The sequence below is a fragment of the Klebsiella sp. 18074 genome, assembly GCF_902705905.1.
Taxonomy (GTDB): domain Bacteria; phylum Pseudomonadota; class Gammaproteobacteria; order Enterobacterales; family Enterobacteriaceae; genus Klebsiella; species Klebsiella terrigena.
In genome coordinates, this window is sequence record NZ_CACSIS010000038.1 from 1 (window position 1) to 20,500 (window position 20,500).

A 20,500-nucleotide genomic window follows, 5' to 3' on the forward strand; every position below is an offset into this window, starting at 1 on the left:
TTTTAGCGCGGCTTTATCATCAGGGTTTTCAGTCTGCATAAAACCCTGTTTCCACTGAATAATCTGTTCAGGATAAAGTCCTTTTTTACGACAGTATTCCGCGATTTCGGCCTCACTGAGTGTGGCGAATTGAATTTCTATACTTCTGGCCTCAATTTTGCCTCTATTGAATATCTTAAGCCTGTAGTTATTTTTTGATACCTTAACAAGACGAGCACCAAGCTCAGCCTTCATTTCATTTATTGCCGAATTTGTTTCTTTCTGAAGAAGCAGCTTACGTAGTCTATCTTGCTCATCCTTCATAACCCGCTGTTCAGAATCACTTTTTTTTGACTTTAGCTCGGAGCGCACTTGACAGGCAATTGTTACCAGAAGGGCTAATGATGCAATGATATCGCTTGTTGTCATCATTTGATCCTTATATTTTTATTCCCTTTAAATGCATTTTCGCTGTCCTCAATCAGATAGAGCATTTTATCGTATTGTACGGTCAGACTTTTTGACACACGACGGGGCTCTCGCCATGTAAATTCCGCATCCAGGTCATCGTCTAATGTCAGCGGTCGATGCGCGTTAAAATCATGCAGAGGTGCTTTGGAAAAGCGCCGGTTGTAATCGGCCATGTATTCTTCCGCAAACGCATTCGCTGCGTCTATCGTACAGATCCCTTTAAGTCTGAGTTCCTTAACCAGTCGATCCTGAAGTGTCAGATGGGCGCGTTCCACGCGACCTTTCGCCTGGCTAGTTTCCGCGCAGAGTGGGGTTATATTGAGGCAGCGCATGGCCCTGGCAAACTGGGTTTCACCGGGACCAGTGGTGGCGTGCTTATTATTGACTCTGAATACGCTGGCTTTATCGCTGTAAAGGATCATGGGCTTACCGTATTTCTCGATATAGCCACGGGTCGCTTCAAAATAGGTAAAGGTGGACTCAGATTTCACAAACAACAGGTGCATCAGACGACTGGTGGCATCGTCAACATAGACCAGTGCCGTACAGGGCCGACCCCGATTTTCAAACCAATGATGGTCACAGCCGTCAATTTGTATCAGCTCGCCAGTACAGGGCCGCCGGTAACGGGGCTGATGAATTTTCGGTGCGCGTTGTCTGCGGGGGATCCAAAGTCCGGCTTTTATCATGAGACGTCTGATGGTTTCCTTGCCCAGGACCAGGCCGTGGACTTCCTCCAGTTTCTCCCGTGCCAGCGTGGGGCCAAAATCGCGGTAGCGTTCTCGTATGATACCCAGAGCCAGGTCAGTCAGTGACGCGGGCAACAGGCGATTACCAGTGCGACCGCGACTCTGATTGTTCATACCAAGCGGCCCGGACTGGCGATAACGTTTCAGTAGACGGCTGCAATGACGTGGCGTGATACCGAGCATCTCGGCCGCCTGGCCAGGACGCAGGTTACGTTCAATGACATCCTGAAGGATTTTGAGGCGGTTGATTTCTTTCACGGTGAACATCCCGGCGTCATGTATAGCCATAGAAAACTCCTCATCAGGAAAAGTGAGTCGTTGACTAGACATACAGGTTTGAAAACTATAGCCTGGACATTCCTAATGAGCCACAAATAGACATTAGCATTGAGCCACTACAGCATTGGTGCGCATAATGTATATTATGTTAAATTGATTATAAAGCTCACAGATTCGCCAGCATCCATAGCCCATCAGAAACCATAATCACCCTTCCCTTTACATTTTGACGCGCTGCGTATCACCAGAATATTGCATCTGATGCAATCTGCCTTTGCGCAAACTGGATGTTCATTTGCAGATAGCAATAAGCTATTGTTAATGAAAATTATCATTGTTGAGGCATCGCTCGGTTACCTTGAGGAACGCAAAGCCAAAAACTATTTCAGCGGCCTGACGACGTTTATCGGCGGCAAAAAGTTGGCCACACCATCGGCAAATTATTTCCTTTTTGACCAGGTCTGGGGCCTTCAGCAAAATCATCCAGAAGACTGCTGACGCACACGGCCAGCCCTGTTTCTAATGCTTCAACCCGGAGTGACAAATATGTCTAAACCCAAGCTATTTACACCGTTGCGCATCCGCAATCTTGCACTTGATAATCGTATCGTAATTGCCCCAATGTGCCAGTATTCCGCAGAGGATGGCTGTATGAATGACTGGCATATTCTTCATCTGGGACAGCTGGCGCAATCGGGCGCGGGCCTGCTCACCATAGAGGCGACGGCCGTATCACCCGAAGGCCGAATCACCTATGCTGATGTTGGCCTCTATGATGACAATACCGAGGAAGCAATGTCCCGAGTCCTCAAAGCCATCCGTCAGTGGTCAGATATTCCCGTTGGCATTCAACTGGCGCATGCGGGACGAAAAGCGTCAACCTATAAGCCATGGGATCGACACGGTCAAATACCGCCCGACCAGCAAGGCGGCTGGCAAACTCTGGCGCCCTCTGTGGTGCCCTACAGCGACGGCTATACCCCCCCTATCGCTCTCGACAACAGCGGCTTAGCCGAAATTCGCCGCCAATTTGCTGAAGCTGCAAAACGTGCGGCAAGACTTAACATTGATCTTATTCAGATCCACGCGGCACATGGCTACCTGCTGCATCAGTTTTTATCACCGCTGTCTAACCGGAGAACGGATAATTACGGCGGCTCGCTGGAAAACAGAGCCAGATTTCCGCTGGAAATAGTCGATGCGGTGCGCGAGGCATTCCCTGCAGATAAAGCAATCAGCGTGCGTATTTCCGCAACCGACTGGTTCGACGGCGGATTTAGCCTCGAGGAAGCCGTGGCGTTTTCTAAAATGCTTGAAGCACATGGCGTCGATGCCATACATGTCTCCAGCGGTGGTCTGCACCCCGACCAGCAAATTGATGTTTATCCCGGTTACCAGGTTCCGCTGGCAAGAGTGGTTAAAGCCGCAGTGGGTATCCCTGTTGTGGCGGTAGGCCTAATTACCGAACCAGAGCATGCGGAATCTATCGTGGCAAGCGGGGATGCCGATATCATCGGTATTGCCCGTGGCGCGCTCTATAATCCAAGATGGCCGTGGCATGCTGCGGCAGCGCTTGGTGCTCAGGTTCATGCGCCTAATCAGTACCTTCGTTGTCAGCCCCATACGCTGAAGAACTTGTTCAAGTCCTGAATAAATGCGCGATGTCCGTTGCAAGCATCGCGCATTTATACCGCTTTCGCCGGGCGCTGGCCTGGCTTGAGGTTCAGTGTGATATGCGAAACGCCGACACCTTCCTGCTGTTTCCAGATTCAGGCGACCCGCCGCCAGCGCGGCGGCTTACGATGCTCTGCTCGAGGCTCTGACCACCAATTCCGGCCTCTGTCCGCGGCTGCCGCTCACGTGATGACCGGCCAGCACTTCAAACAGCAGCGTGACGGCCTGACGAGCGACCTCGTCGAGGTGCATGTTCACCGCCGTCAGCGGCGGCTGGGATTCCCGGGCGCGAATACCGTCATAGCGGGTGGCTAAGCGCATCTGCCGCGGCATGGCGATCGACGCATCGTGAAAGGCGCGCACGGCACCGCTGGCAAAGGTATCAACCAGCACCAGGACGCCATTGACTTCGGGATGTTCCTGCGACATCTGACGCGCCGCCTGATAGCCAGCCGTTTCCCCTTCCTGCTCATCAAGGTAATAGATAACCGGCGCCTGCCGCCCTTCGCACCAGAGGCGATAGGCGGCCTCGGTTTCCAGCGCGGAAGTCCGCGGCGTATGCCCGACAAAGAGCGCGCAACAATCGGCGCCTTCTGCCTGCAGGTGGCTCAGCAGCAGTTTCGCCGTCGCCGCCGAATGCAGCTCCACCCACGGTACCGGCGTCGGCGTTCCCGGCGTTCGGCCGATGGTAATACAGGGGATCCCCGCCTGCTGCAGAGCCCGCAGCTGCGGATCGTTTTCGGCGGGTTCCAGCAAAATGGCGGCATCAAAGGTCACCATGTCCAGCGGGTTCTTCCCGGGCGGGACCAGGATCAGCGCATGCTGCTTCTCCAGCGCGATAATCGCCGCCGTAAGCGCGATCTCCATCATAAAACCCAGCTTTGAGGCTCCGGAAGCGATGGTCAGCGGCAAGGAAGAAAGAAGCGCAATGGTGTTGGTTTTCCCGGTACGCAGCTGGCGGGCGCGAATATTCGGCGTGTAGTTCAGCGCCTGAATCGCTTCCTCAATGCGCTGCCGGGTCTCAGGTTCGACAAAACGGGTGTGATGTAACGCATTAGACACGGTTCCGGGCGATACGCCGGCAAGGCGTGCAACGTCAATGAGCCTGGCGCGTTTTTTATCTTGAGCAGTCATCTGGCTGGCGGTCCCTCCCGAGAGTTTACGCTCAGGGTAGCACATTTCCAGGGTATGAATTTCGGCACTATTACATAACAAAATCATATTAAAAAAGTGGCCGTTTACCGTAGCTCTCTGGCGAGCATTCCTATCTAATACTTCTTCATTAAAACGTTTTAATGGCATATTTTGCTAGAAAATAATCGCTTCAGGAGGCTACGTGGCGCACTTATCTCAGGATCCTACATTCACCCTCGGGCGTCGTCCGGGCGGGCTGACCCTCGCCAACATGGAGAAAAGCTTCGGCGGCTATACGCTCTTTGCCCCACAAACCGCCGAAGGGCGGGTCTATCTGGTTGATGAGCGGGGAGAAGTGGCGCACCAGTGGCAGCTCCCGGTACGGGCAGGACGCGATGCCGTACTGCTGCCTAACGGTAACCTCGGTTATAACGGCAGCCACCGCACGTCGGCCAGCCTCTATCCGGCCTGGGATCTCTGGCACGGCGGCGATTTTTATGAAGTCACTCCGGATAACGAAGTGGTCTGGCATTATGAGGATATCTTCCATCACCACGACGCGCAGTGGCTGGCGAACGGTAACCTGCTGTATACCGCGGCGGCTCCGCTGCCAGCTGACATCGCCGCCCGCGTCGCCGGCGGCGATCCGCGCCGCGATGCGCCGGACGGCATCATACAGAGCGATGTCGTCAAAGAGGTCAATCGCGACGGTGAAGTGGTATGGGAATGGCGCGCCTGGGAGCATCTGGCCCCGGAAGATTTTCCGGTTCATGAGATCTTTGACCGCCGCCACTGGCCGATGATCAACGGTCTGTCGGTCACCCGCGACGGCCTGGTGCTGATGAGCCTGCGCACTACTTCCGGAGTGATTGCCGTCAATAAAGAGACCGACAGCGTGGTCTGGCACGCGGGTCCGAACGTTGTCGCCCAGCAGCATACCCCGATCGAGACGGATAGTGGGTCGATTCTGGTATTCGATAACGGCAACCTGCGCCCCGGCGTAACCTCTCCGCACTCCACGGTGCTGGAGTTCGACCCGCACACCCTGGCTATACGCTGGCAATATCGCGATATTTTCCCGCCGGCCTTTTTCTCACCCTACATGGGAAGCGCACAGCGCCTGGACAACGGCAATACCTTTATCTGCGAGTCTGCCTTCGGCCGCCTGTTTGAAGTCACGCCGCAGGGAGAAACGGTGTGGGAATACATTATTCCTTACTTCAATGAATACCCGGAGCATCTTAGCAAGGGGATTATTCCCGGTAAGCAAAACAGCGCCTTCCGCGCGCACCGCTACGCCGCCGATGCAGTACCGTGGCTGAAATAATCGCTCTTCGCCGGCGCGGTCGGCGGGGATTTATCACGTCTTTGGGAGGCATTTATGCCCTATTCTGACTCCGTCGTGCCGGAAAACGAAGCCTTGCGCTGGCAAACTAAGCTGCTGCTGGCCCTGCAACACGTGCTGGTTGTGGCCGCCACGCCGATCGCCGCCGTTTTTCTCATTGCCCAGGCGCTTCACTTCAGCGATGGCGTCACCACATCGCTGCTGAGCGCCACCTTTCTGATGTGCGGGCTGGGGGCGATCCTGCAAAGTCTCGGTATCGGCAGCTTCGGCGCGCGTCTGCCGTTTATTATGGTCCCGGGCGGTGCGCCGATCGCTCTCTTCATCGCTATCGCTTTGCAGACCAATATCCAGACGGCAATTGGCGCGGTGATCTTAACATCGCTGTTTTATTTTATTGCCCTCCCCGTTTTTCGCCGCTTTCTGCACCATTTCCCGCCGTTTATCATCGGGATTATGCTGCTACTGGTCTCCATCAACCTGATTCGCCTGTACGGTGGGCTCATTATCGGTCAGCCGGGGAGCAGCCACTTTGCCCAGCCAGCAAACATTATTCTGGCGCTGGTGACTATCCTGATTACGCTGATCTTCGCCCTGGCGTTCACCGGCATCCTGCGTCAGCTGTCGGTTATGTTCGGTCTGCTGGCAGGCACCCTGCTCGCAATCGTGCTCGGCAGCGCCGATTTTGGCGACGTCAGTCAGGGGCCGCTGTTCAGCCTGCCGCAGCTGTTTCCGTTCGGCTGGCCAATCTTTAACCTCTCAGCGTCGCTGCCGCTGCTGATCTATGCGGTGATATCTATGGCTGAAGCGACCGGGCAAACGATTGCCACCGCGGAGATCGTCAAATCGACACAAAACGTCCATCAGGCCATTCCCCGCACCATCCGCGGCGATGCCGTTATCTCGCTGCTGGGCGGCGTTTTCGGTACGTCATTGATCATCACCTCCGGCGAGAATATCGGCGTGGTGCGGACCACTAACGTCAAATCACGCCACGTCACGGCGCTCGCCGGGCTGCTGTTAATCCTGATTGCGTTGTTTTCGCCGCTGGTGCGCTTTGCCGCCTGCCTGCCCGGTCCGGTGGTCTGCGGGACGGCGGTGATTGTCTTCAGTATTATTGGGGTCATCGGCATTGATATGATTGCCCGCGAGCCGCTGCACAAGCCGGGTAAAACCTACGCCTTAGCCACCGGTTTAGCGATGGGTATGCTGCCGATTCTCGTGCCCGGCCTGTACCAGAATTTCCCCGCCGGAGTGCAGATGGTGCTGGGTAACGGCATGGCGGCCGGTACGCTCACCGCGATCGCCGTTAACTCGTTATTCCTGGTGAGCGAAAGGCGGGCCGCCGTGCGGCTAAAAGGCTGAACCGATACCCCGCTTTAGCCCGTTAACGATAGTGATGTTTGTTTAGACCAAACTTTTTCATCCGCAAATAGAGTTTTTTGCGCGGGATCTGCAGATATTCGGAGACATCGTTAATGCGGCCCTGGTGGATATTCAGGGCCTCGACAATAATCTGCCGCTCGTAATCTTCGACCCGCTGGTCGAGCTGAACAGGCTCAACGGCGTGCAGCACGGGGTTTGGGATATCGGCCAGCGGCATCACCCCGACGGCAAACAATTTGGCGGCATTGGCCAGCTCGCGAACGTTATTCGGCCAGGGGCGCGCGATCAGTTTTTTAGCCAGCGCCGGCGGAAGCTCGGGTACAGGGTTATTCAGGCGCAAACAGGCCTGTTGCAGGTAGTGCAGGAACAGCGGCTCGATATCGTCAAGCCGCTGTGAAAGCGGCGGGCAATGCTGCTGGGTCATGGCAAAGCAGTAGTATAAATCGGGGATAATGCGGCTATTGCCGGCCATGGCGATCGGCGGCTGTAGCCCGATGCCGACCAGGCGAAATGGCAGCACGTCTTGCCCCTGCAGATGCGCCAGCATATGCTGCTGAGCCTGGGTCAGGAACTCGATATTGCGCAGAACCAGCGTCCCGCCCTGCGCCTGAGCTATCCATTCATTGAGCGGCGCGTCCTGATCTTCGAGGATGTCGCCGAAGATAATCGGCTGCGCATGGCGTGAGCTGAGACGATGCATGTAGCACGCCGCCAGCGTACGCCCGGTGCCCCGTTCGCCATGCAAATAGACCGCGATATCGGTTTCTGCCAGCTGCCGCAGCGTGTGCCGCACCTGCATGACCCATTCGCTACGGCCGATCAGGTTGTCCTCCAGCTGCTCCTTTTGCCACTGCCGCCGCACGACCTGCGCCTGGCGCTGGGCCAGCGCTTTATCGACCAGGCCTAACAGCTGCTCCGGGTTAACCGGTTTTTGCAAAAAATCCCATGCCCCTTTTTTAACGGCGTCGACGGCCATCGGGACGTCGCCGTGGCCGGTAATCAGCATCACCGGCAGATGAGGGTCATGTTTCAGCAGGATCTTCAGCAAATCGATACCGGAACAATGCGGCATACAGACATCGCTCAGCACGATACCCGCCCACTCCTCGCTCACCAGATCCTGCGCCATCAGCGGATCGCGACAGGCATACACCCGGTGTCCGGCCTCCGTCAGCAGCTGAGCGTAGGCATCCAGCACGTCGCTGTCGTCGTCAATCAGCAGAATATTATGTTGATGAGTGAGCATGGTTGACATCCGTTGGTAAGAATTGCAAAACAACGCAGGCATGCTGGCTCAGCGTCGACGCCAGCCGTAAATGCCCGCCCATCTGCCGCATCAAAGATTCGCTGATCGACAGACCGATCCCCAGCCCCAGCTGCTTGCTGGTGACAAACGGTTTCAGCAGCGAGTCGGCCAGCTCCAGCGGCCAGCCGCAGCCGTTATCCGCGATCGTTACCGTCCAGCCTTCCGCTGACTCTCCCCATGCTACCGTAATGTCGGGTGCGCCCTGCGCCGCATCCAGCGCGTTGGTCAGCAGGTTGACCAGCACCTGCAGGATCCGCACCTCGTCTCCCAGCACCTGCACGGCGCCTGGCGGCAGATGCAACGCGCCGTGCAGCGGCTTATGCCGCAGGGATAACAGCTCCCAGGCGGCGGTAAAAGCATGGCGCAGGTCGACGGGGCTGGCGGGCGCATCGACCTCCGGGCGGCGGGTAAACTGCCGCAGATTGCGGATAATGGCGTCAATGCGGCCAATCAGCCCCTCGGCTTTGCTCAGCGTCTGACCGGCACTATCCGCCTGCCCGTTTCTGATGGCGCTGCGCGCGCTGTAGAGATACATCGACAGCGCGTTGAGCGGCTGGTTTATCTCGTGCGCCAGGGTGGTCATGGTCTGGCCAACCACCGCCAGCTTGGCGGTCTGTACCAGTTCATCCTGGGTGGTTCGCAGATGCGTTTCCACTCGTTTTCGCTCGATAATTTCGCGCTCCAGCAGCTGGCGCTGCTGATTTAACTGGCCGAGAGTATGGCGCAGGAGTTTACCAATGCGTCCCAGCTCATCTTCGCCGTAAACAGGAATATCGGCGTTAACGTCGCCTAACCCGATGCGGACCACCGTCTGGTTAAGCTGGTTAAAGCGTTTCACCAGCCGCGAGCGGATAAAATAGTGGTTGAGTAAATAGGCGAGGATCAGCGCCAGCAGCGTGGCGATCAGAATCAGGCTCCCGCTGAACCACATGGTATGCTCCAGGCGCTGATTGAAGGTGCGCATTTTGCCGTGGCTGTCGCTGAGCTGAGATTCCAGCTGGGCGCGAAAGCGGGCCAGCGTCGTTTCCTTATCCTGCGTCACCTGCGATAGCACGCGCTGTGCCCGAATATATTCGCGGATCGCCGCCGGCATTTTATTTTCGGCAATCCCGATATCGAGGAGTTCATCAATCGTCTGGCGCAGGGTTATCGTACTGGGATAGCCTTCCAGCAGGTGCATGTTGTCGCCGGCGGTTTTTTTCAGATAGGACAAATAGCGAATATGCCCTTCTATATTGCCGCTGCCCTCCGTGCTGGACTGCACCTCGGTGAGCTGGTCGCGCAGGTCGCTGATAATCTGATTTTCAATACGCGCCAGGGTATAGACCTGCTGCAGCTCCCCCTGCACCGCCCGCAGATTGGCCTGTAGCCGGGGAATGGCATTCCCCGGTTTTGCCTCCATCTGATCGAGTAGCGCGCCCTGCTGCCAGCTGAAATCCTGCACCAGAGAGTTCATCTCGGTGGTAAAATCCTCATGCAGCCAGTTAATCCGCGCGGTGGTTTCGTTGACCTTCTCGCGGGCGATAAACATGCTGTACAGCGAACGGTCAAGCCTGGTGAGGAGCTGGCGACTGTCCCTCAGCATCAGTTCGATTTGCCGGCGCTCCGGCGCGTCGAGGCGCTGGCTGAGAGCGGCAATTTGATCGAGGTGCTGCAGGATCTGGTTGCGCAGCTGCAGCCGCGAGGTGGTATTGGCCGCCAGAAGAAATTCGTTAAGCTGATCGACGACGGTGTTCAGGTTGTTTTCAATCAGAAATGAGGTTTGGATCCGAGGGAAATAGTCATTCAGGGCATAGCGGATTTGCGAACTTTGCTCGTGCCAGGAGTACAGGCTGACGCCGCTAACGATTAGCGTCAGCAGCGCCCCGGCGAGGAAGGCGCCGCGCAGGCTGGCGCTGATGGTCAGGCTTTTAATAAAATCGGGGAGCCTCATTTCAGATTCTCCAGTTGCTCAATCGCCTGCCGCTGCTGCTCCTGAAAAAAAAGCTGCCATTCCATCATCAACTGCTCGGCCTGCTCTTTATTATCCAACTGCTCGAGGTAGCGCCGATCGCTGCTTTGCCGGGCGCTTACCGGCATGGCGGTCAGCAGGGCGCGGATCTCCGGCAGCGGTCGCTTAAGCCGGGCTTCGGCGTTATGCAGCGCGCGCCAGGCATCTTTCAGCTGGGACAAGCGGAAGCTGATGGCGGTGTCGAACAGCGTTTGCACCAGGCTCTGGCGCTGCAGGATCAGCTGATAATTGAGGGAGGGCTCGCTCAGTAGCTGATGCTGCTGCCGCGCACGCACGCCGTTGCCAGGGTCCGGGATAATAGAATACTTCCCGGTATTGGTATCCGACAGCGCCTGCTGCCCCTCCGGGCTCAGCAGAAACTGAATAAAGCGCCGGGCCTCCGCCGGGTATGGGTTATGGCGGATCAGCGCCACATAGGTTGGCGAGGCGGCCGAGTGGGGAAAGTAGCGAAACGTCAGGTTCGGGTCGTCAAGCAGCAGGTTAGCGTAGTTATCAATGACCGGACCGACCGAGCCCAAACCGCTTTTAATTTTATCCGCCACGCCAAAGCTGCGGCTGGAAATGGTTATCAGGTTCCCTGCCACGCTCAATATGGTTTCCCACCCCTGCTGCCACCCCTCCTGCTGCAAAAGCGACTCCACCATCAGATGGTTGGTATCGGAACGGGAAGGACTGCTCATCAACAGGGTTCCCTGATAGCGCGCCTGCATCAGATCGTCCCAGCTGGCGGGCAGCGGCAGATGGCGTTCGCTGAGGTTGCGCTGGTTAATTAACAGCCCAAAGCCGGAGATGGCCACCGCGACGGCGGTACTGCGGATTGATTCCGGTACCAGCTGCTGGGACTGCGCTGGCGCATCCGGGTAGGCCGCCAGACGCTGATGTTCCTGCAGATGCTGCAGCAGCATCGGCGAAGAGGTCAGCACCAGATCGATATTCTCCCCCCCGGCGCTATCCAGCAGCTGTTCCAGGGAGGCGCTGGTACGGTTAAGGGTGCGGATAATCACCGACTGCGGCTGGGTTTGCCAGCGGCTGATGATATAGGCGGTGGCGTCGGGCGAAAACGTTGTGGCAATCACCAGTTCACTCTTTTTTGCCTGTACGGGAAATACCGTCAGCAGGCTGAGAAATAAACCAACGACAACCATACTTCGCTGCTGTTTATTTAACCGCTTACCCATATTGCGTCCTTTTGGCTGCCATCGTTTTGTGATCATTTTCATAAAACGGGGAAAATAATAAATAAAACCGCGCGCCGGTTTGTGACAAAAAAGTTCATTTATAGATAACGCCTCGATTAATCGCGGAGAAAACCAATATCCTGTTTAATCTCCGAAAAGAGACGGTAGCCTACCACCCTCATTAAAATCATACTGTTAAGATGATCAAACTAACGAACGCCCGGCTATTTCCCGCAAGGATATGGCGGAGCGTCAAGCCCATAACAATTATCCCCGAATGATAAGGCGAAGGCAAAAATACATTTTGAGTCAAAAACCTCCACCCTATTTTTGTATTTGAGTCAAATCTGACTCAAATAGGTCTGATTGTTTTGTTGATTTATTTTCACCACAATCCATTTCGCATATCACACCACCAATTTTGATCGTCATGATTCATTACCGATAACCTAATATAGGTACTTAAACATGTTTTCATTATTAAAACAAAAGATCGCCGCGGCGCCGGTTCCTGCGCAACAAATAAGGCCCACTTACCAACGCTATCGTATCCAGGCATTACTCAGCGTGTTTCTTGGCTACCTCGCCTACTACATTGTGCGCAATAACTTCATGCTGTCGACGCCGTACCTGAAAGAGCAGCTCGATCTCAGCGCCACCCAGATAGGGATGCTCAGCAGCTGTATGCTGATCGCCTACGGTATCAGCAAAGGCGTGATGAGCAGCCTGGCAGACAAGGCCAGCCCAAAGGTCTTTATGGCCTTTGGCCTTGTCATGTGCGCCATTGTTAACGTTGGTCTGGGTTTTAGCAGCGCGTTCTGGATCTTTGTCGTGCTGGTGGTGATCAACGGACTGTTTCAGGGGATGGGCGTTGGGCCCTCATTCATTACCATCGCCAACTGGTTCCCACGTCGCGAACGCGGCCGCGTCGGTGCGTTCTGGAATATCTCGCATAACGTCGGCGGCGGAATTGTCGCCCCTATCGTCGGCACTGCGTTTGCGCTGCTCGGTTCAGAACACTGGCAAACCGCCAGCTATATCGTACCTGCGGCGGTGGCGGTACTGTTTGCATTCGTGGTGCTGGTACTCGGTAAAGGCTCGCCGCGCAGCGAAGGGTTGCCGGCGCTGGACGAAATGTTGCCAGAAGAGAAAGTGCTGCTGAATACCGGTAAAGTCGAAAAGGCGCCGGAAAACATGAGCGCATGGCAGATTTTTTGTACCTACGTGCTGAAGAATAAAAACGCCTGGTATGTGTCGATGGTCGACGTCTTTGTCTATATGGTGCGCTTCGGCATGATCAGCTGGCTGCCCATCTATCTGCTGTCGGTGAAACACTTCACCAAACAGGAGATGAGCGTCGCGTTTCTGTTTTTCGAATGGGCGGCCATTCCGTCCACCCTGCTGGCCGGCTGGCTGTCTGATAAGGTATTTAAGGGCCGCCGGATGCCGCTGGCGATGATTTGCATGGCACTTATCTTCTTCTGCCTGCTGGGTTACTGGAAAAGCGACTCGCTGCTTATGGTCACGGTGTTTGCCGCCATCGTCGGCTGCCTGATTTACGTGCCGCAATTTTTGGCCTCGGTACAGACCATGGAGATCGTTCCGAGCTTCGCGGTCGGCTCCGCCGTCGGCCTGCGCGGTTTTATGAGCTATATCTTCGGCGCCTCGCTGGGCACCAGCCTGTTCGGGGTCATGGTCGACAATCTGGGCTGGCACGGCGGCTTCTATCTGCTCATGGGCGGGGTTATTTGCTGCATTCTGTTCTGCTATCTGTCGCATCGCGGCGCGCTGGAGCTGGAGCGCAAGCGTCAGCTGGCGGCCGAAGAGCAGGCGCTGGCGCTGGCATAAGCATTTAACAAACATCCCCCGACGACGGCGATAGCGGGTCGTCGGGGGACGCGTTAGCGCATGGCGGAATTCGCGCCGTGCTGCCTGATAAACCGCGCTCGCCACGGTTTTAACAGACCAATAGCCAGCGCGGCGGTCACAAAATCAAGCGCGATCGCACAGCTGAAGACCACGTGCCAGCCGTGAGTATGCTGGTACAGCAGCGCCGCCAGCGGGCCACCAAATATCGATCCAATTCCCTGCGAGATATACAGCCAGCCATAGTTTGAGGCCGCATATTCGCTGCCGAAGGTGTCGGTCAGCGTCGAGGGGAAGAGCGAGAAAATTTCCCCCCAGCCAAAGAACACCACCCCGGAGAGCAGTACAAACAGCAGCGGATCGTCGCGACACGCCAGCCATAGCATCATCGCTACGCCTTCCAGCGCGAAGGCGATGAACATCGTCTGCTCCCGACCATAGCGATCGGAGATAAAACCGAACAGCGGTCGCGTCAGGCCGTTGGTGAAACGGTCGATAGTCAGCGCCAGCGGTAACGCCGCCATCCCGAACACCACCGCTTTGCTGATGCCGAAATCTTCGGCAAAGACCGCCATCTGCGAGGTCACCATCAGCCCGGAGGTGGACATCATTGCCATCATCGTGAACATCAGCCAGAACAGCGGCTGGCGCAGCATTTCACGGGAGGTGAACTGTCGGGTGCTCTGCGCCACGCGCTGGCTAACCGGCAGCGCTCCCCGATCGGGAGGAAGCCTCAGCCCCTGGCTGGCCAGCAGACCAACGGCGGCAAAAATAATGCCGAAGATGGTCATGGTCTGTTCGAGCCCGTTGCTGACCAGCGAGAGGGAAATGGGAAAGGTGGTCATAATCGCTCCCATACCATACCCCGCGGCGACGGCGCCGGCGGCAAAGCCTCGGTGCTGCGGAAACCACTTCACCATCAACCCGACCACGCCGATGTAGACTATCCCGGTACCCAGGCCTCCCAGACAGCCGTAGACCAGATACAGCGCTGCCAGGCCATTGACCTGCGCAGACAGCACCCAGCTGAGCCCCGCCATCACCGTGCCGAGGGAGATCAGCAGCCGCGGGCCGAATTTCTCAACCAGCCGTCCCTGGAACGGGGAAAAGAAAGTCTGCAGGATAATTAACAGCGAGAAAGTCACCTGTAATTCCGCTAACCCAACCCCCAGCTTCTCGGTCAACGGTCTGGTCAACAGCGTCCAGACATATTGCGGGCTGGAAATCGAGGCCATGCAGATCAGGCCGAGCGTAAGCTGGGTCCATTTACCCCATTTTGCAACCACTAAAGGTTCTCTGAGAACGGTCATCGGCAGCTCCTGTGTTCCATTAATTGCACCTTGCGAAAAGTCTCCGCGCCCATGGCGCTCCCCGGTCTGCTCTCTGTTGGTACGATCTGAACCACTGCATTTCTCCTCTCTGCTCCGATACTTACACTGCTAAGCATTAAGCATGCCAGGATTTATAGTTGTTATTTATCAGTTAGTTAAATAATTTCATGCCAAGAAGGTAACGGGGCAAGGGGCGTTCGCTGCACCTCAGATGTGCGAGGCCATGTTTCAGGCATGTGCACAGAGAAAGCGGGATCCGATATACTGGCGAATCCGCAGACCAGGGAGAGAGAGCATGATTATTGCCGTTCGTCAGGCCACCCGACACGACTGGCCGGCTTTACTGCGCCTGTTTCTGGTATCGCGCTGTCGGACCTTCACCTGGCTCAACGTGAGCGATTTTCACCTGAGCGATCTGGACAAGCAGACCGAGGGAGAAACCCTCTGGCTGGCACAGGACGCCCAGGGCGAAGTGGCTGGTTTTATCTCGGTCTGGATGCCGGGGCATTTTATTCATCATTTACACGTCGCAACGGCATATCAGGGATGCGGCGTCGGTAAAATGCTGCTACGGGCCTTGCCCGGGTGGCAACAGCATGGCTATCAGCTGAAGTGCCTGACGCGCAATGACCTCGCGCTGGCCTTCTATAAAACCTGCGACTTTGTGATGGTTCGCGAAGGAACAAGCGACGAGGGAGAGTATCGCCTGCTGGAACGTAAGGCGGCCTGGTAGCCCTCGCGCAGTTTGCTGTGCCGCTGCGCATCGGGGTGGCTGGAACCTTGAACATGACCGCTGCCTGGCGGGCCTAACTTAATGCGTATGGCTGAATTTGGTTTAACCATAAGATTATTAGCCCGACGGCCTACCACATTACAGTGCTAAATATTAATGCCATCCGCCTACTCAAGTCATTTAATCAGCCGCCGACGGGCCAACATGATTTTTATGCGCAATTAATCCGGCTGAAATAAAACAGCAATGTTATTTAATAATAATCTCGCCTGCAGGTTACTTTAAAAGTATATGTGGATGCGATTTTAATTACCGTCAATACCGTCACGCCTGGCGCCATTGAAACCGATTTTGGCGGCGGGCTGGTGCGCGACAACGCCGAGATCAACGCCCGGTTTGCCGCAATGACCGCACTCGGACGCGTCGGCGTTCCCGACGATATCGGACCGATGATCGCCAGCCTGCTGCGGGACGATAACCGCTGGGTGACCGCACAGCGTATCGAGGTCTCGGGCGGGCAGACCATCTAGTCCCTAACTCCTGCCAACAGTGTCTGGCCTCAGCGAGGCAGCAGCTGTTCCAGCGCCAGACCCGCCAGGCGTACGGTTTCCTCCAGCCGCTCCAGGCTATCCCCCGCCCGCGCTTTTGCCGAAAGGCCGGCCATCAGGGTACTGATAAAGTCGGTCAGCCGCACGGCGTCCTGCGGATAGCGTCGGGCGATATAGGCCCGAATATTGTCTTCCGCGGCGGTATGCAGCTCGCTCGCGGCCTCGCGCGCAGGCCGGTCGTTGCAGTGGATCCCCTCCAGCACCAGGCATCCGGCGGCCGTCGGGTCGGCAACGTAGCGCCTTGCCGCCTCGTGCAGCACGGCCATCAGACACTCCACCACCGGACGGTCATCGCGCAGAAGCTGCGCAAAGGGAATCGCCCCGATGCGGCTATAGCGATCCAGCACGCGGTTATACAGCCCGAGCTTGCTGCCAAACGCGGCGTAGAAGCTGGGCGGATTGATGCCGAACGCCTTTGTCAGGTCGGCGACGCTGACCGCGTCATAGCCCCGGGAGTGAAAAAGCCGTTGCGCGACCTCAACGGCCTGCAGCGGATCGAACCGGCGAGGGCGTCCCGGGGGGCGGATCTGTTTTGTAGTGCTCACTACATTACTCCTTGACAGCGTGATTTGCCGAAGCATATTGTAATCCTCACTACAATATCATGAGGAACGAGCTATGGCTGCATCACAACAGAAATCGGTACTGGTTTTGGGCGGGAGTCGCGGTATTGGCGCGGCTATCGTGCGGCGCTTTGCCGCAGACGGCGCCTCGGTGGTCTTTAGCTACGCCGGATCGCCAGAGGCGGCGGCTACGCTGGCGGCAGAAACCGGCAGCATCGCGGTGCAGGCGGACAGCGCCGACCGCGAGGCGGTGATAGCGCTGGTGCGCGACAGCGGACCGCTGGATCTGCTGGTCGTCAACGCCGGGATCGCCCTCTTCGGCGATGCGCTGGAGCAGGACAGCGATGCCGTCGATCGTCTGTTCCGTATCAACATTCACACCCCCTACCATGCTGCGGTCGAGGCGGCGCGTAAAATGCCGGATGGCGGACGCATTATTGTTATCGGCTCGGTGAATGGCGATCGCATGCCCATCGCAGGAATGGCATCCTATGCCGTCAGCAAATCGGCGCTACAGGGGCTGGCGCGCGGCTTAGCGCGTGATTTTGGCCCGCGCGGGATTACGGTCAACGTCGTTCAGCCCGGCCCTATCGATACCGATGCTAACCCGGAGAATGGCCCGATGAAGGAGTTGATGCACAGCTTTATGGCCATTAAACGGCACGGCCGTCCCGAAGAAGTGGCGGGAATGGTTGCCTGGCTGGCAGGCCCTGAGGCTTCCTTCGTCACCGGCGCCATGCACACCATCGACGGCGCATTTGGCGCATAGGCCCCTATAAAGGCCACCGCGCGTGGCCTGTTAAGCCATCCTTGAGACCAATTGCCGATCCGGTGCGGGAAATGTGGCTCCGCACCGCTGGCCGAACGCATTCCATATGGTATAATTTTTGTACCAAATGGGAGGTTTGCCATGAAATTCTATTCCCCGACCGATAGCGCAGAAAAAAATCTTAGCCCCTGGCACGCCATCGGCCTCGACGCTGAGGACGGCATTGCGCTGATGGGTAAAATTAGCCACGGGCTGGAAGGTTCCGTCGCCCGGCAAATTTCCGCATGGGCGGAGATCACCCCTGCCGAACTGCGCAAAATGTCAGGTATTGCGAATACCACCTTTAACCGCAGCATTAAATCGCGCTTTTCCGCCGACCAAAGCGAGCGCCTGGTGCGCATTCTTCGCGTTATCGAGCGGGCGGTCGAGCTGTTCGAAGGTGATAAAGAGGCGGCGCAGAAGTGGATGAATGAACCCAACCGCGCGCTCGGCTGGAAAACGCCGGCCGAGGTGGTCTCTTCTGAAACCGGCGCGCTGGAGGTGATGCGCCTGATCACGCGCGTGGAGCACGGGGTCTATTCGTGATCCTCTACCGCCTGACTAAAACCCACTTTCTGACGACCGCCTGGTCTGGTTTTGGGGCGAAAGAGGCCGGCGGCCGCTGGAACAGCGTTGGTACGGCAATGGTCTATTTGTCGGAAGCCGCCTCTCTGACCATGCTGGAAACGCTGGTGCATATCAATGCTCCGCAGCTGCTGGATGATTTCACGCTGCTGAGCATTGACGTACCGGACGACCAGGTGCTGACCATCGATCCGGCCTCACTCCCCGCGGACTGGGCCCGCGAGGATGCGCCTGCCCGGCTGGCACGCTACGGTGACGAGTGGGCCGCGAGCGCGGCATCAGCGGCATTACGCGTACCGAGCGCCCTGTCGCCGGTGGAGTATAACTATCTATTCAATCCTCAACACCCTGCCGTTTTCGATCTGCTGGCAAGCGTAAAAAGGATCCCCTTCCGCTTTGATACTCGTCTTAAGGCCTAATAAACCGCATCCCGCAGTCGCTCCCGCGCTCTATAGCACTGACATCACAGAGAGCGGCTACTCGTTGCCCCATTGATTGAGAAATTCCGCAATATCATCGATCCGCGACTCCGCTATCCCGGCCTCGGCGGCCAGCTCTTTCTGCGTGTTTTCGCTGATCTCTTCGTTAGCCATCAGGCGGGTGATCAGCGCCTGGAAATAGGCGGCCAGCGGATCGCGTTCGGACTCGCTGACCGGTTTAGCTGATTCAGTCGCATACTCATCCACGATGTCATAAAACTTCAGCGGTATTTCATTGGTCATTACGTCTTTCCTCATGGGTTGATATTGATTGACTGAACGCCCGACGCGTAAACCCGCCTCTTTTACCCGGCGCAGGCTTACGCCCCATCGGGCGATTCTACCCTATAATTCAACGGCGCACGCCCTTCTCTCTGCGTATCAGCCGCAATGTTAACCACCGGGGGGCAATGAAGATTAAAGCGTCAGCATCATTTCATGCCACGCCATGCCGCCATGATCGGAGGCCGACGGCTTGATGTACTGAAAACCGAAGTGGGCGTAGAGATCGACGTGACGGTCCTTGCACATCAGATGAACGGTCTTCTTATTCATCGACCGCATCTGCGACAGAAATTCGCGCATCAGCAGAGATGAATAGCCCTTACCCTGGAAATCGGGGTGCATTACCACCGACATAATCACCACGTTGGGCGCCGCGGCATCGTGCCCGACCAGCTCCTTAAACTCCTCATCGGACATCACCACCTCCCAGGCACAGCCTGCGTTGATGAAGCCGACGATTTCACCCGCGATCTCCATGCACAGGAAGCCCTGCGGATATTGCGCGATGCGGGTCGTGATTTTTTCTAACGTCGCGGCTTCATCGCCCTCATAAGAGGTGATTTCAATCGCGTAGCAGCGGCTGGCATCGGCGAGCGTCGCCTGGCGTAAAACGAGGGTAGTCATGACCTGAACCTCTTTATACTCATGTGGTTGCGAGCATAATACGCTGCAGGCGGCCGCTTTGCGCGGCATTCTCGATGCCACCGAGTTATTCGGGCCTACTGCTCGGCCAGATGGCGGTCAATCATTCGCTGCACCGAGCCGTCCTGCTGCCATTGCGTTAGCAGAGCAACCAGCCGTTGATAGGGCCCGTCATTGCGTCGAGGAACGCAAATCGCCTGGTTTATCTGAACGAAACTATCGGCCAGCACGCGAAAGCCGGGGTGCCCGGCGGCGGCACGTTCGAGCGGTTGGCGGATGCCCGCGGCCATATCGCCTTCGCCGCTGATAAACGCATCGATGGCCGCCTGCGATGAGGCCAGACGGTTAAGCGTGGCGAAGCGCAGCTGCCGCGTCAGGTGCAGATCGTAAGCCGCGCCCTTGCCGACGTTAATCACCACGCCCTCTTTGTCCATTTCGGCGACGCTCTGCCACGGGCTCTGCGCCTTGACCAGCACGGTCCCCTGAATAGTGATATAGGGCTGGGTGAAGCGCAGCGTCTCTTCGCGCGCAGGATCGATCGCCAGAAAGGCAATATCCCAACTATCATTTTGCGCATCGTCCACCACCTTGCCCGCAGCCGGATAGGTGACAAACTGCAGCGTCGCGCCCAGCTCTGCCGCAATACGCCCGGCAATCTCCGGCGTAATTCCACCCGGCTGCCCGTCCGTAAGGGTTTGTGCCAGAACGGCGTTACCGAGGTTAATCGCGAAACGTAGGGGTTTGGCGGCGCTCATGTCGTATCTCCCTGAAGCGATAATATTGAGGGGCTGAAGTTCACCGGCTGCCCGGCCTGAAGCGCGAAACCGGGCATCCCGCAGCGTCAGCCGGCGATGCTAAATACGCTTAGCGCCCCCAAAATATAGCGTCATTTATGCTCACCGTGCAGAGCCGCAGTCCGACTATTTCGCGTAAAAAGCGCGGATCGGCGCGCTGGATCGCTTCCGATTGATCATCGCCGGTGATTGATTTCTCTTTACGCCTCGGATAAGGTTTGCCGACAAGGTGATGGTGTTCCACCTTTCCCAACCGCCGGCGCTGTCGAACCGGATGATGACGCCTGATATACAATT

The 20,500-nt window shown here is 56.8% G+C and carries 19 protein-coding genes, 2 pseudogenes and 1 riboswitch; of the genes and pseudogenes, 10 read left to right on the top strand and 11 right to left on the bottom strand.

Annotated elements, in window-relative coordinates; translation table 11 throughout:
• Both GVK32_RS25675 and GVK32_RS25680 read right to left on the bottom strand, forming a co-directional pair.
• Positions 1-411, bottom strand: a 411-nt coding sequence (locus tag GVK32_RS25675) for a hypothetical protein (RefSeq protein ID WP_227697907.1), incomplete at its 3' end; no start/stop codon positions are given.
• A gap of 35 nt (positions 412-446) precedes the next feature.
• Positions 447-1,487: pseudogene (locus tag GVK32_RS25680) on the bottom strand (ISNCY family transposase); the annotation flags it as partial.
• Between the two features lie 252 nt (positions 1,488-1,739).
• On the opposite strand from GVK32_RS25680, the gene GVK32_RS25685 reads away from it, so the two are divergent.
• Positions 1,740-1,976, top strand: coding sequence for a hypothetical protein (locus tag GVK32_RS25685; protein ID WP_159873425.1), 237 nt, complete (start codon positions 1,740-1,742; stop codon positions 1,974-1,976).
• A 48-nt stretch (positions 1,977-2,024) separates the two neighbouring features.
• Complete coding sequence (locus GVK32_RS25690; RefSeq protein WP_159873427.1) at positions 2,025-3,128, top strand: NADH:flavin oxidoreductase/NADH oxidase; 1,104 nt, start codon at positions 2,025-2,027, stop codon at positions 3,126-3,128.
• A 147-nt stretch (positions 3,129-3,275) separates the two neighbouring features.
• Here GVK32_RS25690 and GVK32_RS25695 read toward each other — a convergent pair whose 3' ends face one another.
• Positions 3,276-4,286, bottom strand: coding sequence for a LacI family DNA-binding transcriptional regulator (locus GVK32_RS25695; protein ID WP_159873429.1), 1,011 nt, complete (start codon positions 4,284-4,286; stop codon positions 3,276-3,278).
• A gap of 202 nt (positions 4,287-4,488) precedes the next feature.
• Between GVK32_RS25695 and GVK32_RS25700 the strand changes: the two genes are divergently transcribed.
• Both GVK32_RS25700 and GVK32_RS25705 read left to right on the top strand, forming a co-directional pair.
• Positions 4,489-5,613, top strand: coding sequence for an aryl-sulfate sulfotransferase (locus tag GVK32_RS25700; RefSeq protein ID WP_159873431.1), 1,125 nt, complete (start codon positions 4,489-4,491; stop codon positions 5,611-5,613).
• A gap of 54 nt (positions 5,614-5,667) precedes the next feature.
• Positions 5,668-6,993 (top strand): uracil-xanthine permease family protein, encoded by a 1,326-nt coding sequence (locus GVK32_RS25705; RefSeq protein WP_159873433.1) that lies wholly within the window; start codon positions 5,668-5,670, stop codon positions 6,991-6,993.
• 22 nt (positions 6,994-7,015) lie between these two features.
• On the opposite strand, the gene GVK32_RS25710 is transcribed toward GVK32_RS25705, so the two are convergent.
• The 3 genes from GVK32_RS25710 to GVK32_RS25720 are packed head-to-tail and all read right to left on the bottom strand — an operon-like array spanning position 7,016 to position 11,476.
• Entirely contained in the window at positions 7,016-8,260 is a 1,245-nt protein-coding gene (locus GVK32_RS25710) for a sigma-54 dependent transcriptional regulator (protein WP_159873435.1), read from the bottom strand.
• Positions 8,241-10,253, bottom strand: a complete 2,013-nt coding sequence (locus GVK32_RS25715) for an ATP-binding protein (protein WP_159873437.1) — start codon at positions 10,251-10,253, stop codon at positions 8,241-8,243. Before GVK32_RS25715 ends, GVK32_RS25710 begins: the two co-directional genes overlap by 20 nt.
• Positions 10,250-11,476 carry an ABC transporter substrate-binding protein gene (locus tag GVK32_RS25720; protein ID WP_227697906.1) on the bottom strand — a complete coding sequence of 409 codons (1,227 nt, stop codon included), beginning with the start codon at positions 11,474-11,476 and terminating at the stop codon, positions 10,250-10,252. The genes GVK32_RS25715 and GVK32_RS25720 overlap by 4 nt, the downstream gene beginning before the upstream one ends.
• Before the next feature lie 501 nt (positions 11,477-11,977).
• Between GVK32_RS25720 and pgtP the strand changes: the two genes are divergently transcribed.
• Entirely contained in the window at positions 11,978-13,357 is a 1,380-nt protein-coding gene (gene pgtP, locus GVK32_RS25725; protein WP_159873439.1) for a phosphoglycerate transporter PgtP, read from the top strand.
• Between the two features lie 53 nt (positions 13,358-13,410).
• On the opposite strand, the gene oxlT is transcribed toward pgtP, so the two are convergent.
• Complete coding sequence (gene oxlT, locus GVK32_RS25730; protein ID WP_159873441.1) at positions 13,411-14,685, bottom strand: oxalate/formate MFS antiporter; 1,275 nt, start codon at positions 14,683-14,685, stop codon at positions 13,411-13,413.
• Positions 14,686-15,001: 316 nt separating this feature from the next.
• Between oxlT and GVK32_RS25735 the strand changes: the two genes are divergently transcribed.
• Together GVK32_RS25735 and GVK32_RS25740 are read left to right on the top strand one after the other, a co-directional pair.
• A complete protein-coding gene (locus GVK32_RS25735) occupies positions 15,002-15,439 on the top strand; it encodes a GNAT family N-acetyltransferase (RefSeq protein ID WP_159873443.1) in 438 nt (145 codons plus the stop codon).
• 308 nt (positions 15,440-15,747) lie between these two features.
• A pseudogene (locus tag GVK32_RS25740) lies at positions 15,748-15,969 on the top strand (SDR family oxidoreductase); the annotation flags it as partial.
• 29 nt (positions 15,970-15,998) lie between these two features.
• Here GVK32_RS25740 and GVK32_RS25745 read toward each other — a convergent pair.
• Positions 15,999-16,592, bottom strand: coding sequence for a TetR/AcrR family transcriptional regulator (locus tag GVK32_RS25745; RefSeq protein WP_227697904.1), 594 nt, complete (start codon positions 16,590-16,592; stop codon positions 15,999-16,001).
• Between the two features lie 73 nt (positions 16,593-16,665).
• Here GVK32_RS25745 and bdcA point away from each other — a divergent pair, with 73 nt between their 5' ends.
• The 3 genes from bdcA (at position 16,666) to GVK32_RS25760 (ending at position 18,422) form a co-directional block, all read left to right on the top strand.
• Positions 16,666-17,379, top strand: a complete 714-nt coding sequence (gene bdcA / locus GVK32_RS25750; RefSeq protein ID WP_159873447.1) for an SDR family oxidoreductase — start codon at positions 16,666-16,668, stop codon at positions 17,377-17,379.
• A gap of 141 nt (positions 17,380-17,520) precedes the next feature.
• Positions 17,521-17,964 (top strand): antitoxin Xre/MbcA/ParS toxin-binding domain-containing protein, encoded by a 444-nt coding sequence (locus tag GVK32_RS25755; protein ID WP_159873449.1) that lies wholly within the window; start codon positions 17,521-17,523, stop codon positions 17,962-17,964.
• Positions 17,961-18,422 carry an RES family NAD+ phosphorylase gene (locus GVK32_RS25760; protein ID WP_159873451.1) on the top strand — a complete coding sequence of 154 codons (462 nt, stop codon included), beginning with the start codon at positions 17,961-17,963 and terminating at the stop codon, positions 18,420-18,422. Before GVK32_RS25755 ends, GVK32_RS25760 begins: the two co-directional genes overlap by 4 nt.
• Before the next feature lie 57 nt (positions 18,423-18,479).
• On the opposite strand, the gene GVK32_RS25765 is transcribed toward GVK32_RS25760, so the two are convergent.
• The 3 genes from GVK32_RS25765 to GVK32_RS25775 form a co-directional block, all read right to left on the bottom strand.
• A complete protein-coding gene (locus tag GVK32_RS25765) occupies positions 18,480-18,725 on the bottom strand; it encodes a DUF2543 family protein (protein ID WP_159873453.1) in 246 nt (81 codons plus the stop codon).
• A gap of 174 nt (positions 18,726-18,899) precedes the next feature.
• Positions 18,900-19,391: a GNAT family N-acetyltransferase gene (locus tag GVK32_RS25770; RefSeq protein ID WP_159873455.1), complete on the bottom strand. Its 492-nt coding sequence runs from the start codon at positions 19,389-19,391 to the stop codon at positions 18,900-18,902.
• 95 nt (positions 19,392-19,486) lie between these two features.
• Entirely contained in the window at positions 19,487-20,164 is a 678-nt protein-coding gene (locus GVK32_RS25775) for a transporter substrate-binding domain-containing protein (protein ID WP_159873457.1), read from the bottom strand.
• Positions 20,165-20,422: 258 nt separating this feature from the next.
• Positions 20,423-20,497, top strand: a riboswitch (Fluoride riboswitch).
• The last annotated feature ends 3 nt before the right edge of the window (positions 20,498-20,500 follow it).